Below are 19,935 nucleotides of genomic sequence, written 5' to 3' on the forward strand. Positions count from 1 at the left end.
CACCCAGCCTACGAGCGCGGGGCGACACCCACCGCCTCGTCCACAGGCGCAGCGGCGGACGCACCGGCCACGGTCGTCGTCCGGTCCGTCTCGCGACCGCGAGCCGGCGTGACCGCCCAGCCCGTGCCTCCCGGCCGGGTCCACTGCCGGCCCCCTGCCCAGACCGGGACCGGACCGCGGAAACGGGGTGCCTCGTGTCCCGGGAAGCGACGATCGAGCTTCCGCCACGACGCGAGGAGCTCGATCAGGCCCCAGAAGACGAGCGACGTCGCGAACGAGAAGACGAAGCTCTCCGGCGTGCTGTTCGAGGAGTCGAGGTCGATCTTCGACCACCCGGGCGCCTGCAGCACGAAGATCATGATGTTGTTGAAGGCGTGCTGCAGGACGGTGGCCTCCATGCCGCCGGTGCGCAGGACGATGATCGCGGCGATCAGGCCGAACGAGCCGACGTCGAGGATGCCCCACACGTTGTAGCCGTTCGCGATGTGCCCCGCGGCGAACACCACGGTCGAGACCGCGACGGCGATGACGACGCCGACCACCCGGACCGGGATCCATGACGCGATCGTCTGGATGAGGAACCCGCGGAAGACGTACTCCTCGGCGGCGCCCTGGAACGGGACGAGCACCAGGACCATCACGATCGTGAACGTCAGGGTGGCGGGTGAGACGGTCGACTGCCCGATCGCGTCGTGGTCCCAGCCGAAGCCGCCGTCGAACGAGAACATCCCCCACGTCTGCAGCAGGAACATCGGGATCGCGATGACGATCGTGGGGAGCAGGCACCACAGCGTCCAGCGCCAGCGCACCCGGAAGCGCGTCGACGACAGGATGCCAGCAGGGCCGATCCGGGCGATCTTCACCGCGAGCAGGACACCGGGCAGCAGCACCACCAGGGAGAGCAGGGTCAGCGACAGGATGAGCGGGTCGGTAGGGTCGAGCGCACCGCTCGTCAGGTCGTCCTGGAAGCTCGTCAACCCCGCGGCGCCCTGGGTCGCACCGATCGGCACGAAGTACGCGAACGCGAGGACGACCTGGGTGGCGATGTAGTACCCGACCAGGAACGCGAGCGCGACGAGCGGACGCCACCAGCGCCAACGGGCATCGACGCGGGGCAGGCGGTGGTAGGGAACGCTCACCCGCGCAGGCTACCGGCCCGGGCAGGATGGGAGCCGTGCTCTCCGTCCTGCTCGGCCTGACCGGCGCGGTCGTGTACGGGGCGGCCGACTTCCTCGGTGGCCTCGCCGCCCGCCGGATCCGGGCCGTCACCGTCGCGGCCGTCGCGGCGGCGGTCGGGCTGCTCCCGCTGGTGCTCGGCGTGCCGGTCGTCGGGGCGGCCCTCTCCGGCGCGGCCGTCGCAGCCGGGGTCGCCGCGGGCGTCTCGGGGTCCGTGGCGGTGCTGCTGCTGTACCGCGCGCTGGCCGTCGGTCCGATGAGCGTGCTGTCCCCGCTGACCGCGGTGTTCGCCGCGGTCACCCCGGTCGCGGTCGCACTGCTCGGCGGGACGGTGCTGTCGCTCGCCGCGTCGGTCGCGCTCGTGGTGGCGGTGGTCGCGGTCGTGCTGGTCGCGGCCGTGCGGGACACCTCGGGAGCGCGGGTGACGGCGGTCGGGGTCGTGACGGCCGCGGTGGCGGGGTGCGGGTTCGGCGGGATCGTGCTCGCGTACGACGCGGCGCCGGCGGACGCGGGCGTCGCGACGCTCCTGGTCGGTCGGGTGGTGCAGACGGTGCTGCTCGGGGCGGTGGCGGTCGTGGTGGCGGTGCGGTCGGGAACGGTCCGGACGGGAGGCGCGGACCACGTCGCCCCGTCGGCGTCCGCCGGACGGCCTGCCGCGGGCGGTCCCCGTGGGCAGCGGCGGCAGGGCACGTCGCGGTGGTCGGGCCGATCGCGCTGGTCGCGGTGGTCGGGCCGGTCGCGCTGGTCGCGCTGGTCGGGCCGGTCGCGCTGGTCGCGGCGGACGGTGGTCGCCGTCGTGGCCTGCGGGGCACTCGACGCCCTGGCGAACGCGTGCATCCAGGCGGCGCTGCACGTCGGCTCGGGCGACGCTGCGCTCCCGGTGGTGAGCGTCCTCAACGCCCTCTACCCGATCGGCACGGTGGCGCTCGCGGGCGTGGTGCTGCGCGAGCGGCTGACCGCGGTGCAGTGGACCGGGATCGTGCTCGCCTTCGTCGCCTCGATCGGGTTGGCGCTGGCGTAGCGGAGGGTGCTGAGCCCGAGACCCGGCACGACCCGACCGTTTCGGGCTCCGACCCGGCTCAGTCGTCGGCGATGAGGCGCTTGCCGAGCGAGACCGCGCGGTCCGGGGCGTACCCGAGCGAGGCGTAGAAACCGAGTACCTGCTCGTTGCCCTCGCGGACCTGCACGTTGACCTTCGGGCACCCGCGCTCGGCCAGGAGTCGTTCGAACGCCGCCATGAACGCTCGTCCGAGCCCGGAGCCCTGCAGGTCGGGGCGGACCGCCAGGTAGTTCACCCAGCCGCGGTGCCCGTCGTAGCCCGCCATGCCGACACCGACGACCTCGGTGCCGTCCACGCCGTCGGGCTGTTCGGCGACCAGGAAGAGCTCCGGCTGCTCGGCGATCTTCCGCGCGATGTCCCGCCGCGGGTCGTTCCACGGCCGCAGCAGTCCGCAGGCGTCCCAGAGGGCGACGACCGCCTCCGTGTCGTCGGGGCGGAACGGGCGGAACACCGGGGTCATCCCGCCACGCTAGCGGGACACGTGTGCATCCACAGGTCCGAGGACTCGTCACCTGCTGGTCGCCGTGGTCTGATAGACCTGTCCGACCACCTCATCCGGATCAGGAGCACCGTGACCGCACACGACACCGCCCCGACGCGCCGGTCGGCGCGCGAGGACGAGGCCACGCGGCCGCCACGGCGCACCAGGCCCCGCCAGACCGTCGGCGGCGCACTCGTCTCGCTGCTGGCCGAGTTGCTGATCATCGCCGGTGCCGGTACCGGTCTCTACGTGGCGTGGACCGCGTGGTGGACCGACGTCGTCGCCGTGAACGAGCAGACGAAGCTCGTCGACGACCTCGGGCAGCGCGCGGCGCCGAAGGTCGAGGGCTCCGAGCACCGCGGCGAGGCCCCCGTCCTCCCCGAACCGCCGGACGTCACGAGCGTCTTCGGCACGATGCAGATCCCCCGCTTCGGTGCGGACTACCTCCGACCGATCGGCGAGGGCACGGACCGAGAGCGTGTGCTCAACACGATCGGTCTCGGGCACTACCAGGACACCGCCATGCCGGGCGCCGAGGGCAACTTCGCGGTCGCGGGACACCGCGTGACGTACGGGAAGCCGCTCAACCAGATCGCGGACCTGAAGACCGACGACGCCATCGTCGTCCGTGTGACGGACAAGGAGAAGGACTTCGACGTCTGGTACGTCTACAAGGTCACCGACTCGCAGATCGTCACGCCGGACAAGATCGAGACGATCGCACCGGTGCCGAACCAGCCGGGTGTCACGCCGTCGGCCCAGGACCGCTGGCTCACCCTGACCGCGTGCCACCCGATGTGGTCCGCCAAGGAGCGCTACATCACGCACGCCAAGCTCGACTACTGGATGCCCGTCTCGGAGGGCACCCCCAAGGAACTCTCGGAGACGCCGCAGTGATCTTCCCGTTCGTCTGGCGGATCCTGCCCGGACCCGCCGCCCTGAAGGTCCTCGAGCTGCTCGTGCTGCTCGCCGTGATCGTGTACGCGCTCTTCACGTGGGTGTTCCCGTGGATCGCGGCGGACATCCTTCCGCCGCCCGACGGCACGGTGGACGCACCACCGTCCCCCTGACCACGGTCGACAGCGGCCGAGGGGCCCGGACGACGCCGGTCGTCGGCCCGCGGTCCGTGCGGGTCGTCAGACGGTGGTCGTGACCCGCGAGCCGCCCTCGGCGGTGCGCCGCACGGCGATCCGCTCGGGGATGCGCTGCTTGAGCTCCTCGACGTGGCTGACGATCCCGACCTGACGTCCGCCGGCGGTGAGGCGGGCGAGCTGACCGATGACGTCGTCGAGGGTCTCGGGGTCGAGGGTGCCGAAGCCCTCGTCGACGAACAGGGTGCCGAGCGAGACGCCGCCCGCCTCGGCCTGCACGACGTCGGCGAGCCCGAGCGCCAGGCAGAGCGACACCGTGAAGGTCTCGCCGCCGGACAGGCTCCCCGGTGCGCGCCGGGTGTCGGTGGTGTGGTCGTGCACCGCGAGCGCGAGGCCGGTCCGTCGCGCCCGAGAGCCGACCTCACGCTCGTCGGAGGTCTCGAGCGTGAACCGCCCGCCGAGCATCCCCCGCAGCCGGTCGTTCGCGGCCGCGATGACGTCCTCGAAGCGCCGCATGAGCACGTAGGTGCCGAGGGTGATGCCGCTCGGGTTCACCGCGGTGGCGCCGTTGGCGACGTCGGCCAGGCGCACGATCGCCCGGCTCCGGGCGGACGTGTCGTCGCGGGCCCGGACGGCGCGGTCCACCTCGACGGCACAGCCGGCCGCGGCCTCGGCCCGGTCGGACGCCGAGACCGCCGAGCGCACGGCGTCGTCGGCCCGCTCGGCCGCGGCGACGTGGGCTGAACGAGCCGCGTCCAGGTCGAGCGCGGTGTCCGGCCCGGCGTCGAGGTCGTCGGCGGCAGCGACCACGGAGGGTTCCGCGAGGCCCGCGTCGACCACGGCGCGTTCTCGGTCGGCCGCGGCGACCTCGGCCTGCAGTGCGGTCGTCCGGTCGGGCGGGAGCAGCGCGGCCCGCGCCGCGTCGACCGTGTCGAAGCCCTGTTCCGCCAGCGCGCGGGCGACCTCGGCGGTCCGTTCGACCACGGTCTGCGCGGCCGTCGCCGCCTGCGCCTCGGCAGCGGTGACCTCGACGGCCCGGGCGGCGAGGTCGTCGAGCTGCCGCACCGCCTGCGCGAGCCCGCGGTCGTCCGGTGTCGCGGATCCGTCGGCCGGCACCCAGGGGCTGTCCGCGAGCGACGCTGCACGGACCCGCGCCTCCGTGACGGTGGCGGTGTCGTGGTCGAGCCGCTCTCCCTCGGCCGCACTCGTCCCGACGAGGACGGCGTGCTCGGCCTGCACCGTGGTGTGCTCGCGTTCGAGGGCCCGGGTCTCGTCGTCGTGCGCCGTGCGGCGCCGCTCGATCTCGGCGACACGGACGGCCGCGGCCCGAGCGGCCTCGACGCGCGCGGCGGCGACGGCGGCCTGCTCAGCGAGGGCATCGGCGTCCGTTCCGCCGACCGCGGCGCGCAGGCGGTCGAGGTCCGCCCGTTCGACCGCGAGGACCGCCGCTGCCTCGGCGAGGGCACCGTCGGCGGCACGCGTGGCGTCGGCGGCGGCGTCCACGGCTGCCGCATCCGGGTGGTCGTCCTGCGGCACGGCGACGTCCGGGTGCTCGCTCGCGCCGCAGACCGGGCAGGGATCGCCCGGGACGAGCGCTGCGCCGAGTTCGCCGGCGAGCCCGGCGATGCGTCGTGCCCGCAGGGCCTGCTCGGCACGCAGGAGTTCCTCGGCCCGGACCCGGCGGTCCGCCACCGTCCGTTCCGCCCGACGCACGGCCTCGGTCGCGGCGTCCCGAGCATCGAGGTCCGCACGGACGCGACGGAGGCGTTCGACCTCGGTTCGGGCGGCCTCGCCGTCGCCTGCTGCGGCGGCGGCGGTCCGGGCTTCCTCGACGAGGGCCGCCCGTCCGGCGGGACGCGCTCCGAGCACGCGGTCGAGCTCCGCCACCCGGTCGACGAGCAGCGCGGCCCGATCGGCGGCATCCGCGTGCGTCCGGCGGCGTTCGTCGAGCGTGGCCTCGACCGCGACGAGGTGTCGGACCGACGCGGCACACGCCGTCAGGTCGGCGAGCCGTGCAGCGACGTCGACGCCGGTGGGGACCCCGAGGCGCGTCCGGAGGTCGAGCGCCCGGCGGTGGTGCTCGTCCGCACGGACCCTGGCGGCATCGAGACCGTCGGCCGGCGTCGTGACCCGGGCGGCCCGGTCGGCGAGGGCGAGCCGGTCGCGAGCGACCTCGACCCGGGCTGCACCGGCGTCGAGGGCGCGGCGGCGTTCGAGGAGGGCCGCACGACGCGATCGTGCCTGGAGCCGCGCGGCCACGTCGTGCTCGTGCAGGCGCGCACGGTCCGCCGCCGCGACCGCCTCGGCGCGACGCGCTGCGGTGTCCTCGGCCCGGACCCGGAGCGCGTCGAGGGTCCCCGCCACCGAGGGCTCGGTCGCTTCCGACTCGCCGGCCGCCTGGGCGAACCGGTTGAGCGCGTCCCGGACCCGGGCGTCGGCAGAGTCGACCTCGGCCTGGACCTCGCGCCGGCGGGCGGCGAGCTCGTCGGCGGTGCGGTCGTAGACCTGGGTGCCGAAGAGCGACTGCAGGAGCTTCCGGCGGTCCTCGCCCGGCGCGCGGAGGAACCGGGCGAACTCGCCCTGCGGCAGCACGACCGTCTGCAGGAACTGCGCGCGGTCGAGTCCGACGACCCGCGTGACCTCGAGCCCGATCTCCGGGATGCGCGAGGACACCGGTTCGCCCACGGCGTCCGCCGGGCTCGCGAGCCGGAAGAGCTGTGCGGACGCCTGCTGCCGGACCGTGCCGGCACCACGTTGCTTCGGTCGGTCGTACTGCGGCGTCCGACGGACCCGGAACACGCCGGCCCCGGTCTCGAACACGAGCTCCACGAAGGGTTCGACACCGGGGTCCGCGTGCTGGCTGTGCAGACGGTCGTGCGTCGAGCCCTCGCCCGCGAGGCCGCCGTAGAGCGCGAAGACCACGGCGTCGATGATGGTCGACTTGCCGGACCCCGTCGGCCCCTCGAGCAGGAACACCCCGGAGGCGGCGAGCGCCGCGAAGTCGATCGAGACGAGCTCGGGGTACGGCCCGATCGCACGGAGGTCGAGTCGGTGCAGGTACATCAACGCCCCCGGTCGTCGTGCAGGGTGAGGACGGCGGCCTCGTACGCCTCGGTCAGGACCGCGCGGTCGTCCTCGGTCGGCGCCGTGCCCGTGGCGAACGCGACGAAGTCGGCGGCGACCTCGACCGGGTCGGAGGTCGCGGTCACCGCACGGGCGGTCTGCCGTTCCGGGCGGTCGGCCGGCTCGTGGGTGATCGCCAGGGCGTGCGGGAAGTGGTCCTTCACGCGGGCGTACATCCGCTCCGGGTGCACGGTGTCGGTCACCGCGACGCGGACCCACGCGTCGGCGTCGCCACGGTGCTCGCCGGCCTCGACCGCCGCGAGGGTGGTGCGGACGTCGACCAGGCGACGCGGCACCGGGGCGGGCACGAGCTCGACCGAGACCGCGCCGTCGGCGTCGAGGTCGACGAGGGTGACGCTCTTGCGCTGGTGCCGCTCCCCGAAGGAGAACGCCAGCGGTGAGCCCGCGTAGCGGATGCGGTCGCCGGTGCCCACGCGCTGCGGCCCGTGGAGGTGCCCGAGCGCGACGTAGTCGATGCCGTCGAACACCGACGCCGCGACCTGGTCGACCCCGCCGACGCGGATGTCCTGCTCGCTGTCGCTCGGTGCGGCGCCGCTGACGAAGGCGTGCGCGACGACGACGCTGCGGGTGCCGGGGCGCGTCGCGAGGTCGGCGCGGATGCGTCCGGTCGCCGCCCCGACCACCGCCTGGTGCGACCGGGCGAGGGGTTCGTCGGGCACCTCGGCCAGGGCGTGACGCGTCAGGTCGGGGTGCAGGAACGGGATGCCGTACACGGCGACCGGGCCGTCGTCGTCGGTCAGGAGCACCGGTGTGCCGATGCCCGCGGGCTCCGCCAGGATCCGGACGCGGTCGTGCATGACCCCCGCGCCGAAGCCGAGTCGGGCGGCGGAGTCGTGGTTGCCCGGCGTCAGCACGACCGTCGCCGTCCCCGCCAGGCGTTCGAGCGTCCGCGAGAGCAGCCGGACGGCGTCGACCGGTGGGATGGCCCGGTCGTAGACGTCACCGGCGATCACGACCAGGTCGACCGAGCGCTCGCGGACCGTGTCGACGAGGAAGTCCGCGAAGACCGACTGGTGTCCGAGCAGGTCCGCACCGAGCAGCGTGCGGCCGAGGTGCCAGTCGCCGGTGTGGAGGATCCGCATGCCGTCACGGTAGCGGCGGCCGGGGACATCACCGGCGACCCCGTGCCGCCCTGTGGAGGACCGGAGGCCACGGCGTTCCTGTGCAGGGCCGTCAGCGCACGCAGGTCGTGCCGGACCCGAGCCCGGCGACGGACGTGTACTGGATCGCCACCGGTGCGCTCTGCGCCGAGGTCCAGCTGCCCGGTGCAGCGGCGTTGGTCTGCACCTGCACGCTGCGCTGGGTGCCGAGGGCGAGCGCACCGGTGAGCCTGACGGTCGCGCTCCGCGCCTGCCCGTCGGTCGTGGTGACGAGCACGGCTCCGGTGTCGTCGGTCAGGGTGAAGGACTTCGGCCCGTCGCCCGAGTAGGCCCAACCGATCACGACCGAACCGCTCGCGTTCGTGCACGACAGCGACGTGACGACCGGTACCGTGGCGGCCGCGAACTGGACGGCCGTGCTCGTGGTCCGACCGAACGGAGCCGCCTCCGCATGCACGGTCGGCAGCAGCACGCCCCCGCCTGCGACGACGGCGACGACGGCGAGGACTCCGGGCGTCCCGCCTCGCCGGACCCGACGGACGCGCTGGACGGCGGCGCCGGGCAGGGAACGGCCGTGCACCTCGACCTGGCGCGCGACGGGACGGGGCGACCGGCGGTGCGGACCGGCCGTGCTGCCGACCGCAGGGGACGGGGCGGGGGCGAGCCGCGCCTCCCGGCCGTCGCCCGTCCGCCCGCGACCGCCGCTGCCCGCGGCCGGACCGTCGCCACGGTGCCGGGGGCCGCGGCGTCGGAGCGGAGCGTCGACCGTGCAGAGCAGCAGCACGGCGACGAGTGCGAGCGCGGCGGTCCCGACCTCGACCCAGCGACCCTCGCGGATCCAGAGCACCGGGGTGGCGACGGACGGCACCCGCAGGACGGCGACCCCGTGCACGGCGGACCGCTCGATCGGCGTCGAGTCCGCCTGCGGGTTGGCGTCGCCCTTCGTGACGACGGTGCCGTCCGGACCGGGTTCGACGAACCGGTGCATCCGCAGGTGTCCCGGCTGGTCGGGGTCGTCGGCGAGCAGGACCTGCCCGGGACGGATCTCGGCCGGCGTGACCGGGCGCGACACCACGACGTCCCCTGGCAGGAGCCGCGGGGCCATCGAGCCGGTCATCACCGTGGTCGGGTGCCAGCCGACGAACGCGGGGGCGGCCGCCCACAGCGCGAGTCCGAGGAGCGTGGCCACGACCGCCCTGGCCGCCGTGGCGACGGCGACACGCCCCCAGTCGACGGCGTCGTGCAGCACGTCGTGCGGGGTGTGACCACCGTGCACTGCGATGCTGACCATGACTGCCTTCGACCGGGGGCGTGCGTTCGGGCGGGACGTCCCGCTAGTTGTTCTGGGCCTCCCAGGTGAGGCCGATCGACGCGGTGGTGCCCTGCGCCGTGTTCGGGGTGTTCGCGGACACCGTGTACGTGACCCGGTAGACGCGGGTCTCGCTCGCGGCGCCGGTCGTGGTCCAGGCGCCGAGGCCCGACGCGAAGTTCGTCGCCTGCGTGCCGAGGGTCGGCAGCGTGTTCTCGAAGAGGGTCCCGCCGGTCGCCGCCGGGGTGAAGCCCGAGCACGAGGAGAACCCGCCGCCGGTGCCCTGCTCGATCTTGACCGTGGTGTTCTGCGCGAGCACGGACGAGGTGGACGGCGAGGTGGTGTACAGCTTCACGGTCGACGGCAGCGAGCCGGTCGAGGTCACGGTGATGCACTTGCTGTCGGTCGAGCCGGGCTTGAGGTTCGCGGCGGTGAAGAGCGCGGTGTTCGCGTCGTCGTCGGTCAGTGCGACGGTGCCGGCCGTCCAGTTGCTGGTGGGGTTGGTGGTGGTGGCCGAGAACGCCGAGTACGAGGCGGTCGACACGACGACGCCCGAGGCGACGAGGGCGGCGGGCACGGCGATCCAGGCGGCGAGACGAGCGGCGCGAGGGGACACACGGGACATGGTTGTCCTCCAGAGGAGAGAGATCCTGATCGGTGGCGGCTCCGGACCCGCGGTGGTTGGTCGCGCTGCGGTGCCTGTTTGGTACGACGATCAAGCTACTTGCTCGCCGTGATGATGACAAGTGAAGAAGTACCCCCTCTGTTGGGGGTAGCTTGATGGTCGAGACACCTGTTGCCTGGGACCGAGCACGAGGACCCCTGACCCGGGTCCGCTCACCACCCCCGACCGGCCCACGGTCACCACCCGAGAAGAGCACCCGTGACGGACACCTCCCCCGCACTGCCGCCGCTGACCCCGTCGCCGCTGGTACTGCCGCCCGCACCCGTCTCCCCCGACGTCGAGGTGACGGCTCCGGTCGAGGACGTCGACGACCCCGGCGTGGCCCGGCTGCTCGAAGCCTTCCGCGTGCTGCAGGTGCAGCACGGACGGGTGCTCGCGCACGAGAGCGCGACGAGGGGCCTCGGGACCACGGACACGCGCCTGCTGCTGCACCTCGCCGCCGCGGAGCCGGGGGGCACCACGCCGAAGCAGGCCGGCGAACAGCTCGAGCTGAGCACCGGTGCCACGACCTCACTGCTCGACCGGCTCGAGCGCCACGGGCACCTGGAGCGCCGCCCGAACCCCGACGACCGCCGGAGCATCCTCGTGCACCTGACGCCGTCGGGCACGGCGGTCGCGCGTGAGGTCGCGGCCACCTGGGCCGCGGCGTTCCGCGACGCCGTGGCGCCGGCCGCACGAGCGGGTGTCGCACTCGCGCTCGAGGGCGTCGGCGACGCCCTCGAGCGGCGTCACCGGGCGGCCACCGCGAGCTGAGCCCGCGTAGCGTCGGCCGCATGACCCCAGCGGAACTCCTCGCCGAAGCGTTCGCCCGCGTGCCCGAGACCGTCGAGCGCGCGGTCGACGGCCTGTCGACCGAGCAGCTCGCGACCCGACCGGCCGCCGGCGCGAACACCCTCGCCTGGCTCGCATGGCACACCGCCCGCGGACAGGACGCGCAGGTCGCGGACCTCGCCGGCACCGAGCAGGTCTGGACCGCCGACGGCTGGGTCGAGCGGTTCGGCCTGCCGTTCCCCGCCGACGCGCTCGGCTACGGGATGTCGAGCGAGGACGTCGGACGGGTGCGCGCCTCCGCCGAGCTGCTGACCGGCTACCTGCGGGCCGTGCACGAACGCACGGTCGCCTACCTCGGCACGCTCGCCCCGGAGGACCTCGACGAGGTGGTCGACGAAGCGTGGGACCCGCCCGTCACGCGGGGCGCCCGTCTCGTCAGCATCCTCGACGACTGCACGCAGCACGCCGGCCAGGCCGGCTACGTGCGCGGACTGCTCTTCTTCTCGCGCTGACGCGTCGCGTCCGGACGACGGACGGGAGGCGCGGTGCCAGCCGACACCGCGCCTCCCGTCCGTCCCGGCGTCGCCTTCAGGGCACGGCGAGACGCTGCCGGTTCCGCCGGACGCCGCCGGTCTCGCCAGACGCCGTCAGGTCCGGGGGCGTCTCAGGTCGACGGGGGCGTCTCGCGGAGACGCCCCCGTCTCTCGCGGAGCGAGACGGGGGCGTCGACGTGCCGGCGGTCAGCGCGCGGCGAGCTCCGCGACGATGCCGTCACCGGGGGCGGCGTCGACGAGTTCGGCCTCGATCTCGGCGTTCTCGAGGATGCCCTCGATCTTGCGGCGACGACCACGCGGCACGAGCGTGACGACGGTGCCCTCCTTGCCGGCACGACCCGTCCGGCCCGAGCGGTGCAGGTACGCCTTGTAGTCGTCCGGGGCGTCGGCCTGCACGACGAGCGACACGTCGTCGACGTGGATGCCGCGGGCGGCGACGTCGGTCGCGACGAGGACGTTCACCCGGCCGCTCGTGAGTAGCTGCAGGTTGCGCGTGCGGCGCGACTGGTTGAGGTCACCGTGCAGCGAGGTCGCCCGGATGCCGGCGTCCTCGAACTGGTCGGCCAGGCGCTCGGCGTAGGCGCGGGTGCGGGCGAAGACGATCGTCTTGCCGTCACCGGCGACGAGCTCCTCGAGCACCTGGTCCTTCTGGCGCTGCTCGACGACCAGCACGCGGTGGTCGATGGTCGAGGATGCCTGGTCCTCGCCGGCGACCTCGTGGACGCTCGGCTCGTGCAGGAACTCGGACACGAGCGACGCGACCTGGGCGTCGAGCGTGGCGCTGAACAGGAGCTTCTGCGCGCGGTCGCCCTGCGGCGTGACCTCGGCCGTCGCGGAGAGGATCTCCCGCACCGGCTCGAGGAACCCGAGGTCGCACATGTGGTCGGCCTCGTCGAGCACGGAGACGACGACCTCGCTGAGGTCGAGCTTCCCCTTGTTCATGAGGTCCTGCACGCGGCCCGGCGTGCCGACGATGATGTCGACGCCGCGCTCGAGCGCGCCCTCCTGTCGGCCGTAGGGCACGCCGCCGTAGATCTGCGTCGTGAAGAGGCCGACCGAGCGGGCGATCGGCTGCACGGTCCGGTCGATCTGCAGGGCGAGCTCGCGGGTCGGGGCGAGGATGAGCGCACGGGGGGCGCGGCCCATCCTGCGCTTCGTGCCGCCGCCGTGCTCCATGAGCTTCTCGACGAGGGGCGCACCGAACGCGATGGTCTTGCCGGAACCGGTGCGACCACGGCCGAGGACGTCCTTGCCGGACAGCACGTCGGGGATCGTCGCGGCCTGGATCGGGAACGGGCTCGTGGCGCCCATCTCGGCCAGGGTGCGGGAGATGTTGCCGCCGATGCCGAGGTCGGCGAAGGTCACGCCCTCGACGTCGGCCGCGACGGTCGCCTCGGCCTGGAGCTTCTCGAGCTTGACGTCGTCCGCGGGGACGTAGGCCGGACGGGCGTCCTCGCGGTCGCGACGGGGGGCGCGGTCGTCGTCGAAGGAGCGACGCTGTGGGCGGTCGTCGCGGTCGAACGAGCGACGCTGCGGGCGGTCGTCGCGGTCGAAGCGGCGGGCACCGCGGTCGTCACGGTCGAAGCGACGCGGGGCGCGGTCGTCATCACGGCGCGGGGCGCGCTCGTCACGGTCGAAGCGACGGGCACCGCGGTCGTCACGGTCGAAGCGACGCGGGGCGCTGGGCCCCTGCGAGCCGGTTCCGGCGCGACGCGGAGCCTGCGAAGCGTCGGGACGGCCGTGCGAGTAGGGAGCGTCACGGTCGAACCGACGAGCACCACGGTCGTCGTCCCGACGCGGGGCGCGGTCGTCGCGGTCGAAGCGACGGGCGCCACGGTCGTCGTCCCGACGGGGGGCACGGTCGTCACGGTCGAACCGTCGCGGGGCACGGTCGTCGTCACGGCGCGGAGCACGGTCGTCGCGGTCGAACGAGCGACGCTGCGGGCGGTCGTCCCGGTCGAAGCGACGGGCACCACGGTCGTCGTCGCGGCGCGGAGCACGGTCGTCACGGTCGAACCGACGCGGCGCGCTGGGCCCCTGCGAGCCGGTTCCGGCGCGACGCGGAGCCTGCGGAGCGTCGGGACGGCCGTGCGAGTAGGGAGCGTCACGGTCGAAGCCGCGTCCACCGCGGTCTCGGTCGAAGCCGCGCCCGCCGCGGTCGCGGTCGTACCCGCGTCCGCCGCGGTCGTCACGGCGCTGGCCGCCGTCGCGCGGCTCCCAGTTCGGACGCGCAGGGCGCTCGCCCTGTGCGGAACGCCCACGGCGCTCCTCGGCGTCCCAGCGCTGCTTCTGACGCGGCTGCGACGGATCCGCGGCGCGGTAGCCGCGGTGCTTGCTGCTGCGCGCGGCGGGGGTGCCGTTCGCGTGGCGGACTCGGTCGTCGGCACGCTGACGCGCGCCCTTGTCGTACGGGGCCATTGCTACTTTCCGGGGTGCAGACGTCCGCGCGCCCGGCAGCGACATCGGCGGGGGCTCTGAGGCGGAGAGGGGGTTCTTCCCGTCGCGGTCCGACGTGAATCCAGCCCTCGAGCGCACACACACCCAAACGAATCCCGCGGTCACGATGCCGCGGTGCCGAAGGCCGACCGAAGGAGTCTACGCGACACGGACGCGCCTGGCCAGCCCCGCGGCGGAGTGGGGCGACGGGGCGGAGGGGTGTCGTGCCTCCAGGCCGGAGCGGTCGTCAGGACTCGGCGAGCCGCCGACGCTGCTCGGCCACGTCGAAGTCCGCGGCGGGCCAGGTGAGCTGCATGTCCTCGAGCGCGCGGAGCAGGAGCTGCTGCACGGCGAGCCGGGCGTACCACTTGCGGTTCGCGGGGACGACGTACCAGGGTGCCCGGGCGGTCGAGGTGCGGTCGAACACCGTCTGGTAGGCCTGCTGGTACTCGTCCCAGAGCAGCCGTTCGTCGATGTCGCCGGGGTTGAACTTCCAGTGCTTGTCGGGGCGGTCCAGGCGGTCGCCGAGCCGTTCGCGCTGCTCGTCCTTCGAGATGTGCAGCATGACCTTGACGATCGTGGTGCCCTGCTCGACCAGCCGGTCCTCGAAGTCGACGATCGCGCCGTACCGGCGTTCGATCTCCTCGGGCGAGGCGAACGCGCGCACCTTCTGGATCAGGACGTCCTCGTAGTGGGACCGGTCGAACACCCCGAGCTGCCCGGCCGCGGGGAGCTGCCGCTCGATGCGCCAGAGGAAGTCGTGCGCACGCTCCTCGGCGGTGGGCGCCTTGAACCCCGCGTAGTGGACGCCGTTCGGGTCGACCGCGCCGACCACGTGCGAGACGATGCCACCCTTGCCCGCGGTGTCCATCGCCTGCAGCACGAGGAGCACGCGACGCTGGTCACCGGCGGTGCTCGCGGCGAACAGGCGCTCCTGCAGCGCGGCGAGGCGGTCGGCCCCTGCGGCGAGGGACTCGAGCCCGTCGATCTTCCGGCCGGGGAAGCCCGGCGTGCCGTCGGGGTCGACGCGGTCGAGGCGGAAGCCCTCCTCGACGCGGAGCAGCGGTTCGGGGTCGGTGTTCCAGGCCTTGCGACGGCTCACGGGTCCTCCTGCGGGTGTCGTGCCCATCCTGGCACCCGGCGGCACCGGACGCGGGGTGCGGACGCGCGAGGTCGCCGGGCGCTTCCGGGCGTACCTGCACCGCACTCGCTCCGGGGAAGCGCGGCGTCGAGCGGGCGGGGTTAGCGTGGACGGCGATGAGGTCCGGCCGCCGCACGCTGCTCGCGCTCCTCGCCGCGGTCGTGGCGACGGGTGCCCTCGGGTCGTGCAGCGGTGCCCCGGCGGCCGACCGCGACGACGTCGTGACCGCCGACCCCGTGATCTACCCGCTGTCGCTGCGCTACCCCGGCATCGAGGTCGTGGCCGACGTGCCGTACGGCCGGGAGCCGCTGCAGCGCCTCGACGTGTGCCTGCCGCCGGACAGCGCACCGGACACCACGGCGACCCCAACGGCGACCCCGCGCCCGTCGCCGTCGGGGTCCGTGTCGGACGTCGCGACCGAGGAACCGACCGAGGAACCGACCGACGGTGGTGCTGGTCGGGACGCCCGGGCCGACCGTCCCCGCGACGGCCGACCCGCGGTGATGCTCGTCCACGGCGGGAGCTGGTCGCACGGCGACAAGGCCACCGCGGCGTACCGGGCGGTGTGCCAGTACCTGGCGTCCGAGGGGTTCGTCACCGTGAACATCGACTACCGCCTCGCGCCGACGGACCCCTTCCCGGCGGGCCTCGACGATGCCCGACGGGCGCTCGACTGGGTGTTCCGACCCACGACGCTGCAGACGTACGACATCGACCCGGACCGCGTGGGGCTCTTCGGCGGCAGCGCGGGCGGCAACCTCGTCGCGATGCTCGCGGTGACCGACCACGAGTCGGCTGCGTGGGCGGCCGGGGATCGCATCCGGGCGGTCGTCGACCTGAGCGGTCCGACCGACCTCACGACGCGGTCGACCGAGCCGGACGGAGTGTCGGCCTCGTTCCAGCGCAAGCAGTTGCTGTACCTCGGCTGCCGGAGCTACGAGGACTGCCCGGCCGCACGGGCCGCCTCGCCCGGCCACCACGTCACCGACAGGACCGCACCGTTCTTCGTCGGCCACTCCATCGCCGAGTTCATCCCGCTGTGGGAGTCGCAGGAGTTCGTCGCCACGCTCCGCGAGCACGACGTCCCGGTGACGTTCGTCGCGGTGGAGGGGACGGCGCACTCGATCGCGCAGCTCGACCGGGCGATGAGCGAGCGGGTGGTGGGGTTCCTCCGCGACCGGCTCCGGTGACGGCCGACGGGACACGGTCGGGCCGTGCCCCGTGCGGGTGGCACCCGGACTCGGGTGTGCGGGGGTCGAGCGGCGACCGCAGACTCGGAGTGTGACCGACACCACGACCCGCACCGCGCGCCCCGTCACCGAGTGGCCCGCCCGGACGTCCGTCCGGACCTACGCGGAGCTGCTCCTCGGGCTGTCGTTCACCGCTGCCGTGGCCTTCGGCGGCTACTCGGCGGTCACCGGTCACATGGCGATCGCCGCGCAGGGCGCCGCGATCGTGTTCCTCGTCACCCTGACGTGCGTGCTCGTGTCGTGGTTCCGTCAGGTCGAGGCCGAGGAGTCCGGCAGCCGCGACTGACGGCAGCCGAAGAGCGGGTCGGCGGCCGCGCCGATCCGCGCGACCGCGACCGCCTCAGTGCTCCGTCGCGGCCTCCCGCTCCGCCTTCCGGTCGGCCCGACGCTCCCGGAAGCCCTCGACCACCGAGTACAGCGCCGGCAGCACCACGAGGGTCAGGAGCGTCGAGGACACCAGGCCACCGATGACGACCAGCGCGAGCGGCTGCGAGATGAACCCCGACTTGCCGGTCAGCCCGATCGCCATCGGCAGCAGCGCGAAGATGGTCGCGAGTGCCGTCATCAGGATCGGCCGGAGTCGACGGGTCGCGCCCTCGATCAGCGCCTCGCGGACGCGGAGCCCGCGGCGGCGGTACTGGTTGACCAGGTCGATGAGCACGATGGCGTTCGTGACGACGATGCCGACGAGCATCAGCAGACCGATGAGCGAGGCGACCCCGAGCGGGATGCCCGTCACGATCTGCAGGAGCAGCGCTCCGGTGGCGGCGAACGGCACCGACAGCAGCAGCAGGATCGGCTGGAGCAGGCTCCGGAAGGTCGCGACCATGATCACGTACACGATCAGGATCGCGACGAGCACGGCGAGCAACAGCTGGCTGAAGGCGGACGACTGGCTCGACGCCACACCGCCGATCGTCGCCGACGCGCCCTTCGGCAGATCGAGGGCGTCGACGGCCTGCGTCACGTTCTGCACGGCCTGACCGAGGTTCGTCGAGTCCGGCGTCACGGTGATCGTCGCGGTGCGCACGGCGTTCGACGTGGTGATCGTGGTCGGCCCGTCGGACTGCTCGACCGTCGCGACGTCGGTCAGCGGGACCTCGCCGCTCGCGGTCGGGATCGACAGCGACCTCAGCGCGTCGATCGTGGTCGGCGGCTGCGGGTCGGCGATGTACACGTCGAGGGTGGCGTCGTCGATCTCGACGCTGCCGGTGTCCCGCGGTGAGACCGCGGCCGCGACGATCCCGCCGACCTGGGTCTCGGTGAGCCCGCGCTCGGCGGCCTTCGTCCGGTCGACCCGTACCGCCAGGTACGGCTCGGCTGCCGACAGGTTGCTCGTCGCCGAGGTGGTCCCGTCGACGTCGCGCATCGTCGTCAGGACCTGCTTCGCCGCCGTCTCCAGCTCGGACTGGGTCGGTGCGGTGACGTCGACCTCGATGTCGCTCGACCCGCCGAATCCGCCGCCGGCGCTCGACAGGCTGACCTCGCCCACGCCGTCGATCCGCTCGATGCGGTCGCGGGCGGTGGACTGGATCGTCGTCTGGTCGGCGCCGGCGTCGGTCGTGACGTTGTACTGCACGGCCGCCGAGGCACCCCCGCCGAACGCAGCCTGGATGGACTGGCCGCTCGAGCCGATCGTGGTCTGCACGGTCTCGACGCCGGAGACGTCCTGCAGCACCCGCTCGACCTTGCGTGCGGCGTCCGACTGCTCGTCGAGGCTGGTGCCGGGCTCGAGGTCCTGCGTCACGGTGAAGGTGTTCTGCCCCGAGTCACCGAGGTAGTTCGTCTTGACGAAGGGCACGGCGGCAGCGGTGCCGCCGAGGACGACCAGGGCGAGCACGAGGACGAGCGCCGGACGGCCGACCGCCCAGCGGAGGACGGGCAGGTACCCGCGACGCAGCCGGTCGGACGTGCCGGCGTCGTGCAGGTCGTCGGCCGACGCCAGCGCCCCGGTCGACGATGCAGCCGCGGGTGACGCAGCCGTCGGCGACGCCGGCGTGCCCGACGACGCCGTCGGCGTCGACCCCGTGGTCGGCGTCGCCGCGTGCCGGTGGGTCCTCGGCGCCCGGAGCCACCAGTAGGCGAGCACCGGCACGATCGTCAGCGACACGAACAGCGACGCGAGCAGCGCCATCGTCACCGTCAGCGCGAAGGGCCGGAACAGCTCGCCGACGAGCTCCGCGACGAACGCGACCGGCAGGAAGACCGCCACGGTCGTGAGCGTCGAGGCGGTGACGGCCCCGGCGACCTCGCGCACCGCGTCGAGCACCGCCCGCCCACGGTCGACGCCGGGTTGCAGGTGCCGCTTGATGTTCTCGATGACGACGATCGAGTCGTCGACCACTCGGCCGATCGCGATGGTCAGCGCGGCGAGCGTGATGATGTTGAGGGTGTACCCGGCGGCCTGCATGCCGATCGCGGCGAGCAGCACCGACGTCGGGATCGAGATCGCGGTCACGAGCGTCGAGCGCCAGGACAGCAGGAACACCAGGATGACGACGACCGCGAACCCGAGGCCGAGCAGCCCTTCCTCGGCCAGGGAGTCGATCGACTGCTGGATGTAGGGCGCCTGGTCGAACACGACGGTGAACTGCGGGTCGCCGGTGACCTTGGCCTCGATGCCGGGCAGGGCGTCCTTCACGGTCTCGGAGACGTCGACCGTGTTCGCCTCCTGCGTCTTCGTGATCGCGATGGTGAGCGCGGTCTTGCCGTCGACGCGGCTGATCGAGGTGCGCGGCGACTCCTCGATCTGCACGGTCGCGACGTCACCGAGCGAGGTCGGCGTGGAGGCCGTGCTCGCGCCCGTCCCGCCCGTCACGGTCGTCCCGGTACCGCTCGCACCGGTCTGGCCCTGACCTGCGGCCGTCCCGCCCGCGGCCGTCCCGCCGCCCGGCGACCCGGACGAACCTGAGGAGGCCGACGAACCCGATCCGCTCGACGCTGTCAGGGGCAGCCCGCGGATGTCGTCGAGCGATGCGATGCGCTGCCCGGTCTGCACCGAGAGTGTCTTGCCGTCCTGGGTGATCGTGCCGCCGGGGATGAGCGTGCCGTTGTCGTCGAGGGCGTCCGAGATCGACTGCGTCGTGAGGCCGCGCGCCGCGAGCTCGTCCTCGTTCGGCGTGATCACGATGCGGCGCCCCGGGTTGCCGAAGACGTCGGCCTGGCGCACGCCGTCGAGCTTCTCGAGGTCGGGCACCGCCGTGGCGTTCAACCGGTCGACGAGCTGCTCCTGGTTGCCCGAGGCCGTGACGGCGAGCTGCAGCACGGGCAGGTCGTCGAAGGACCCGGTGACGATCTGGGTCTGCACGGTGTCCGGCAGCGACAGGGCGTTCACCGCGGTCTGGATCTTGTCCTCGGCGCTGGCCAGGTTCGACCCGTAGTCGAACGAGGCCGACACGACGCTCTGGCCGGTCGAGGACGTCGCACTCGTCGACTCGAGGTTCGGCACCACCTGGATCGCCTGCTCGATCTTCGTCGACACGTCGTTCGACACGACCTCCGGCGTGGCACCGGGGTATGCGCTGACGATCGCCACCTGGGGGAACTGGACGCTCGGGATGAGCTCCTGCTTGAGGTTCGTCAGCGCGACGCCGCCGAACACCGCGACGACGATCGTGACGAGCGCGATGAGGGCCCGGTTGCGGAGGCTGAAGACCGAGAGGAGGTGCACGACGCCGATCCTCGCAGTTCCACCTGCGAACCACACCGCCGGACGCGGATCCGTGGACGGACGTGCG

16 protein-coding genes are annotated in these 19,935 nt (G+C 73.5%); 7 read left to right on the forward strand and 9 right to left on the reverse strand.

The genetic code is table 11. The annotated features are described in order from the left end of the window. Positions 1 to 8: 8 nt before the first annotated feature. Positions 9 to 1,139: a CPBP family intramembrane glutamic endopeptidase gene (locus QUG98_RS02725; RefSeq protein WP_289469091.1), complete on the reverse strand. Its 1,131-nt coding sequence runs from the start codon at positions 1,137 to 1,139 to the stop codon at positions 9 to 11. 35 nt (positions 1,140 to 1,174) lie between these two features. On the opposite strand from QUG98_RS02725, the gene QUG98_RS02730 reads away from it, so the two are divergent. Beyond that, complete coding sequence (locus tag QUG98_RS02730) at positions 1,175 to 2,197, forward strand: EamA family transporter (RefSeq protein WP_289469092.1); 1,023 nt, start codon at positions 1,175 to 1,177, stop codon at positions 2,195 to 2,197. Positions 2,198 to 2,255: 58 nt separating this feature from the next. On the opposite strand, the gene QUG98_RS02735 is transcribed toward QUG98_RS02730, so the two are convergent. Next, positions 2,256 to 2,696 carry a GNAT family acetyltransferase gene (locus tag QUG98_RS02735; protein WP_289469093.1) on the reverse strand — a complete coding sequence of 147 codons (441 nt, stop codon included), beginning with the start codon at positions 2,694 to 2,696 and terminating at the stop codon, positions 2,256 to 2,258. Between the two features lie 111 nt (positions 2,697 to 2,807). Between QUG98_RS02735 and QUG98_RS02740 the strand changes: the two genes are divergently transcribed. Further along, positions 2,808 to 3,614, forward strand: a complete 807-nt coding sequence (locus QUG98_RS02740; RefSeq protein WP_289469094.1) for a class E sortase — start codon at positions 2,808 to 2,810, stop codon at positions 3,612 to 3,614. Beyond that, entirely contained in the window at positions 3,611 to 3,787 is a 177-nt protein-coding gene (locus QUG98_RS02745; protein ID WP_158407726.1) for a hypothetical protein, read from the forward strand. Before QUG98_RS02740 ends, QUG98_RS02745 begins: the two co-directional genes overlap by 4 nt. A gap of 66 nt (positions 3,788 to 3,853) precedes the next feature. On the opposite strand, the gene QUG98_RS02750 is transcribed toward QUG98_RS02745, so the two are convergent. The 4 genes from QUG98_RS02750 to QUG98_RS02765 form a co-directional block, all read right to left on the reverse strand. Beyond that, positions 3,854 to 6,871, reverse strand: coding sequence for an AAA family ATPase (locus QUG98_RS02750; RefSeq protein WP_289469095.1), 3,018 nt, complete (start codon positions 6,869 to 6,871; stop codon positions 3,854 to 3,856). Further along, positions 6,871 to 8,034 carry a metallophosphoesterase family protein gene (locus QUG98_RS02755; RefSeq protein ID WP_289469096.1) on the reverse strand — a complete coding sequence of 388 codons (1,164 nt, stop codon included), beginning with the start codon at positions 8,032 to 8,034 and terminating at the stop codon, positions 6,871 to 6,873. The genes QUG98_RS02750 and QUG98_RS02755 overlap by 1 nt, the downstream gene beginning before the upstream one ends. 91 nt (positions 8,035 to 8,125) lie before the next feature. After that, positions 8,126 to 9,343: a S26 family signal peptidase gene (locus QUG98_RS02760; protein ID WP_289469097.1), complete on the reverse strand. Its 1,218-nt coding sequence runs from the start codon at positions 9,341 to 9,343 to the stop codon at positions 8,126 to 8,128. Between the two features lie 43 nt (positions 9,344 to 9,386). Then, entirely contained in the window at positions 9,387 to 9,986 is a 600-nt protein-coding gene (locus QUG98_RS02765; RefSeq protein ID WP_289469098.1) for a hypothetical protein, read from the reverse strand. Positions 9,987 to 10,244: 258 nt separating this feature from the next. On the opposite strand from QUG98_RS02765, the gene QUG98_RS02770 reads away from it, so the two are divergent. Both QUG98_RS02770 and QUG98_RS02775 read left to right on the forward strand, forming a co-directional pair. Continuing rightward, a complete protein-coding gene (locus tag QUG98_RS02770; RefSeq protein ID WP_289469099.1) occupies positions 10,245 to 10,799 on the forward strand; it encodes a MarR family winged helix-turn-helix transcriptional regulator in 555 nt (184 codons plus the stop codon). A gap of 20 nt (positions 10,800 to 10,819) precedes the next feature. After that, positions 10,820 to 11,329: a mycothiol transferase gene (locus QUG98_RS02775; protein WP_289469100.1), complete on the forward strand. Its 510-nt coding sequence runs from the start codon at positions 10,820 to 10,822 to the stop codon at positions 11,327 to 11,329. A 228-nt stretch (positions 11,330 to 11,557) separates the two neighbouring features. Here QUG98_RS02775 and QUG98_RS02780 read toward each other — a convergent pair whose 3' ends face one another. After that, complete coding sequence (locus QUG98_RS02780) at positions 11,558 to 13,789, reverse strand: DEAD/DEAH box helicase (protein WP_289469101.1); 2,232 nt, start codon at positions 13,787 to 13,789, stop codon at positions 11,558 to 11,560. A 265-nt stretch (positions 13,790 to 14,054) separates the two neighbouring features. Then, complete coding sequence (locus QUG98_RS02785) at positions 14,055 to 14,909, reverse strand: PPK2 family polyphosphate kinase (protein WP_289469102.1); 855 nt, start codon at positions 14,907 to 14,909, stop codon at positions 14,055 to 14,057. A 155-nt stretch (positions 14,910 to 15,064) separates the two neighbouring features. On the opposite strand from QUG98_RS02785, the gene QUG98_RS02790 reads away from it, so the two are divergent. Then, the gene (locus QUG98_RS02790) at positions 15,065 to 16,138 is read left to right on the forward strand and encodes an alpha/beta hydrolase (protein ID WP_289469103.1); all 1,074 of its coding nucleotides are present in this window, start codon (positions 15,065 to 15,067) and stop codon (positions 16,136 to 16,138) included. Positions 16,139 to 16,229: 91 nt separating this feature from the next. After that, positions 16,230 to 16,484 (forward strand): hypothetical protein, encoded by a 255-nt coding sequence (locus tag QUG98_RS02795; protein ID WP_058728551.1) that lies wholly within the window; start codon positions 16,230 to 16,232, stop codon positions 16,482 to 16,484. A gap of 54 nt (positions 16,485 to 16,538) precedes the next feature. Here the strand turns inward: QUG98_RS02795 and QUG98_RS02800 are convergent, their stop codons facing one another. Then, entirely contained in the window at positions 16,539 to 19,868 is a 3,330-nt protein-coding gene (locus QUG98_RS02800) for an efflux RND transporter permease subunit (RefSeq protein WP_289469105.1), read from the reverse strand. Positions 19,869 to 19,935: the final 67 nt, after the last annotated feature.

Origin of the sequence: Curtobacterium subtropicum (genome assembly GCF_030362975.1) — a bacterium.
Lineage (GTDB): Bacteria > Actinomycetota > Actinomycetes > Actinomycetales > Microbacteriaceae > Curtobacterium > Curtobacterium subtropicum.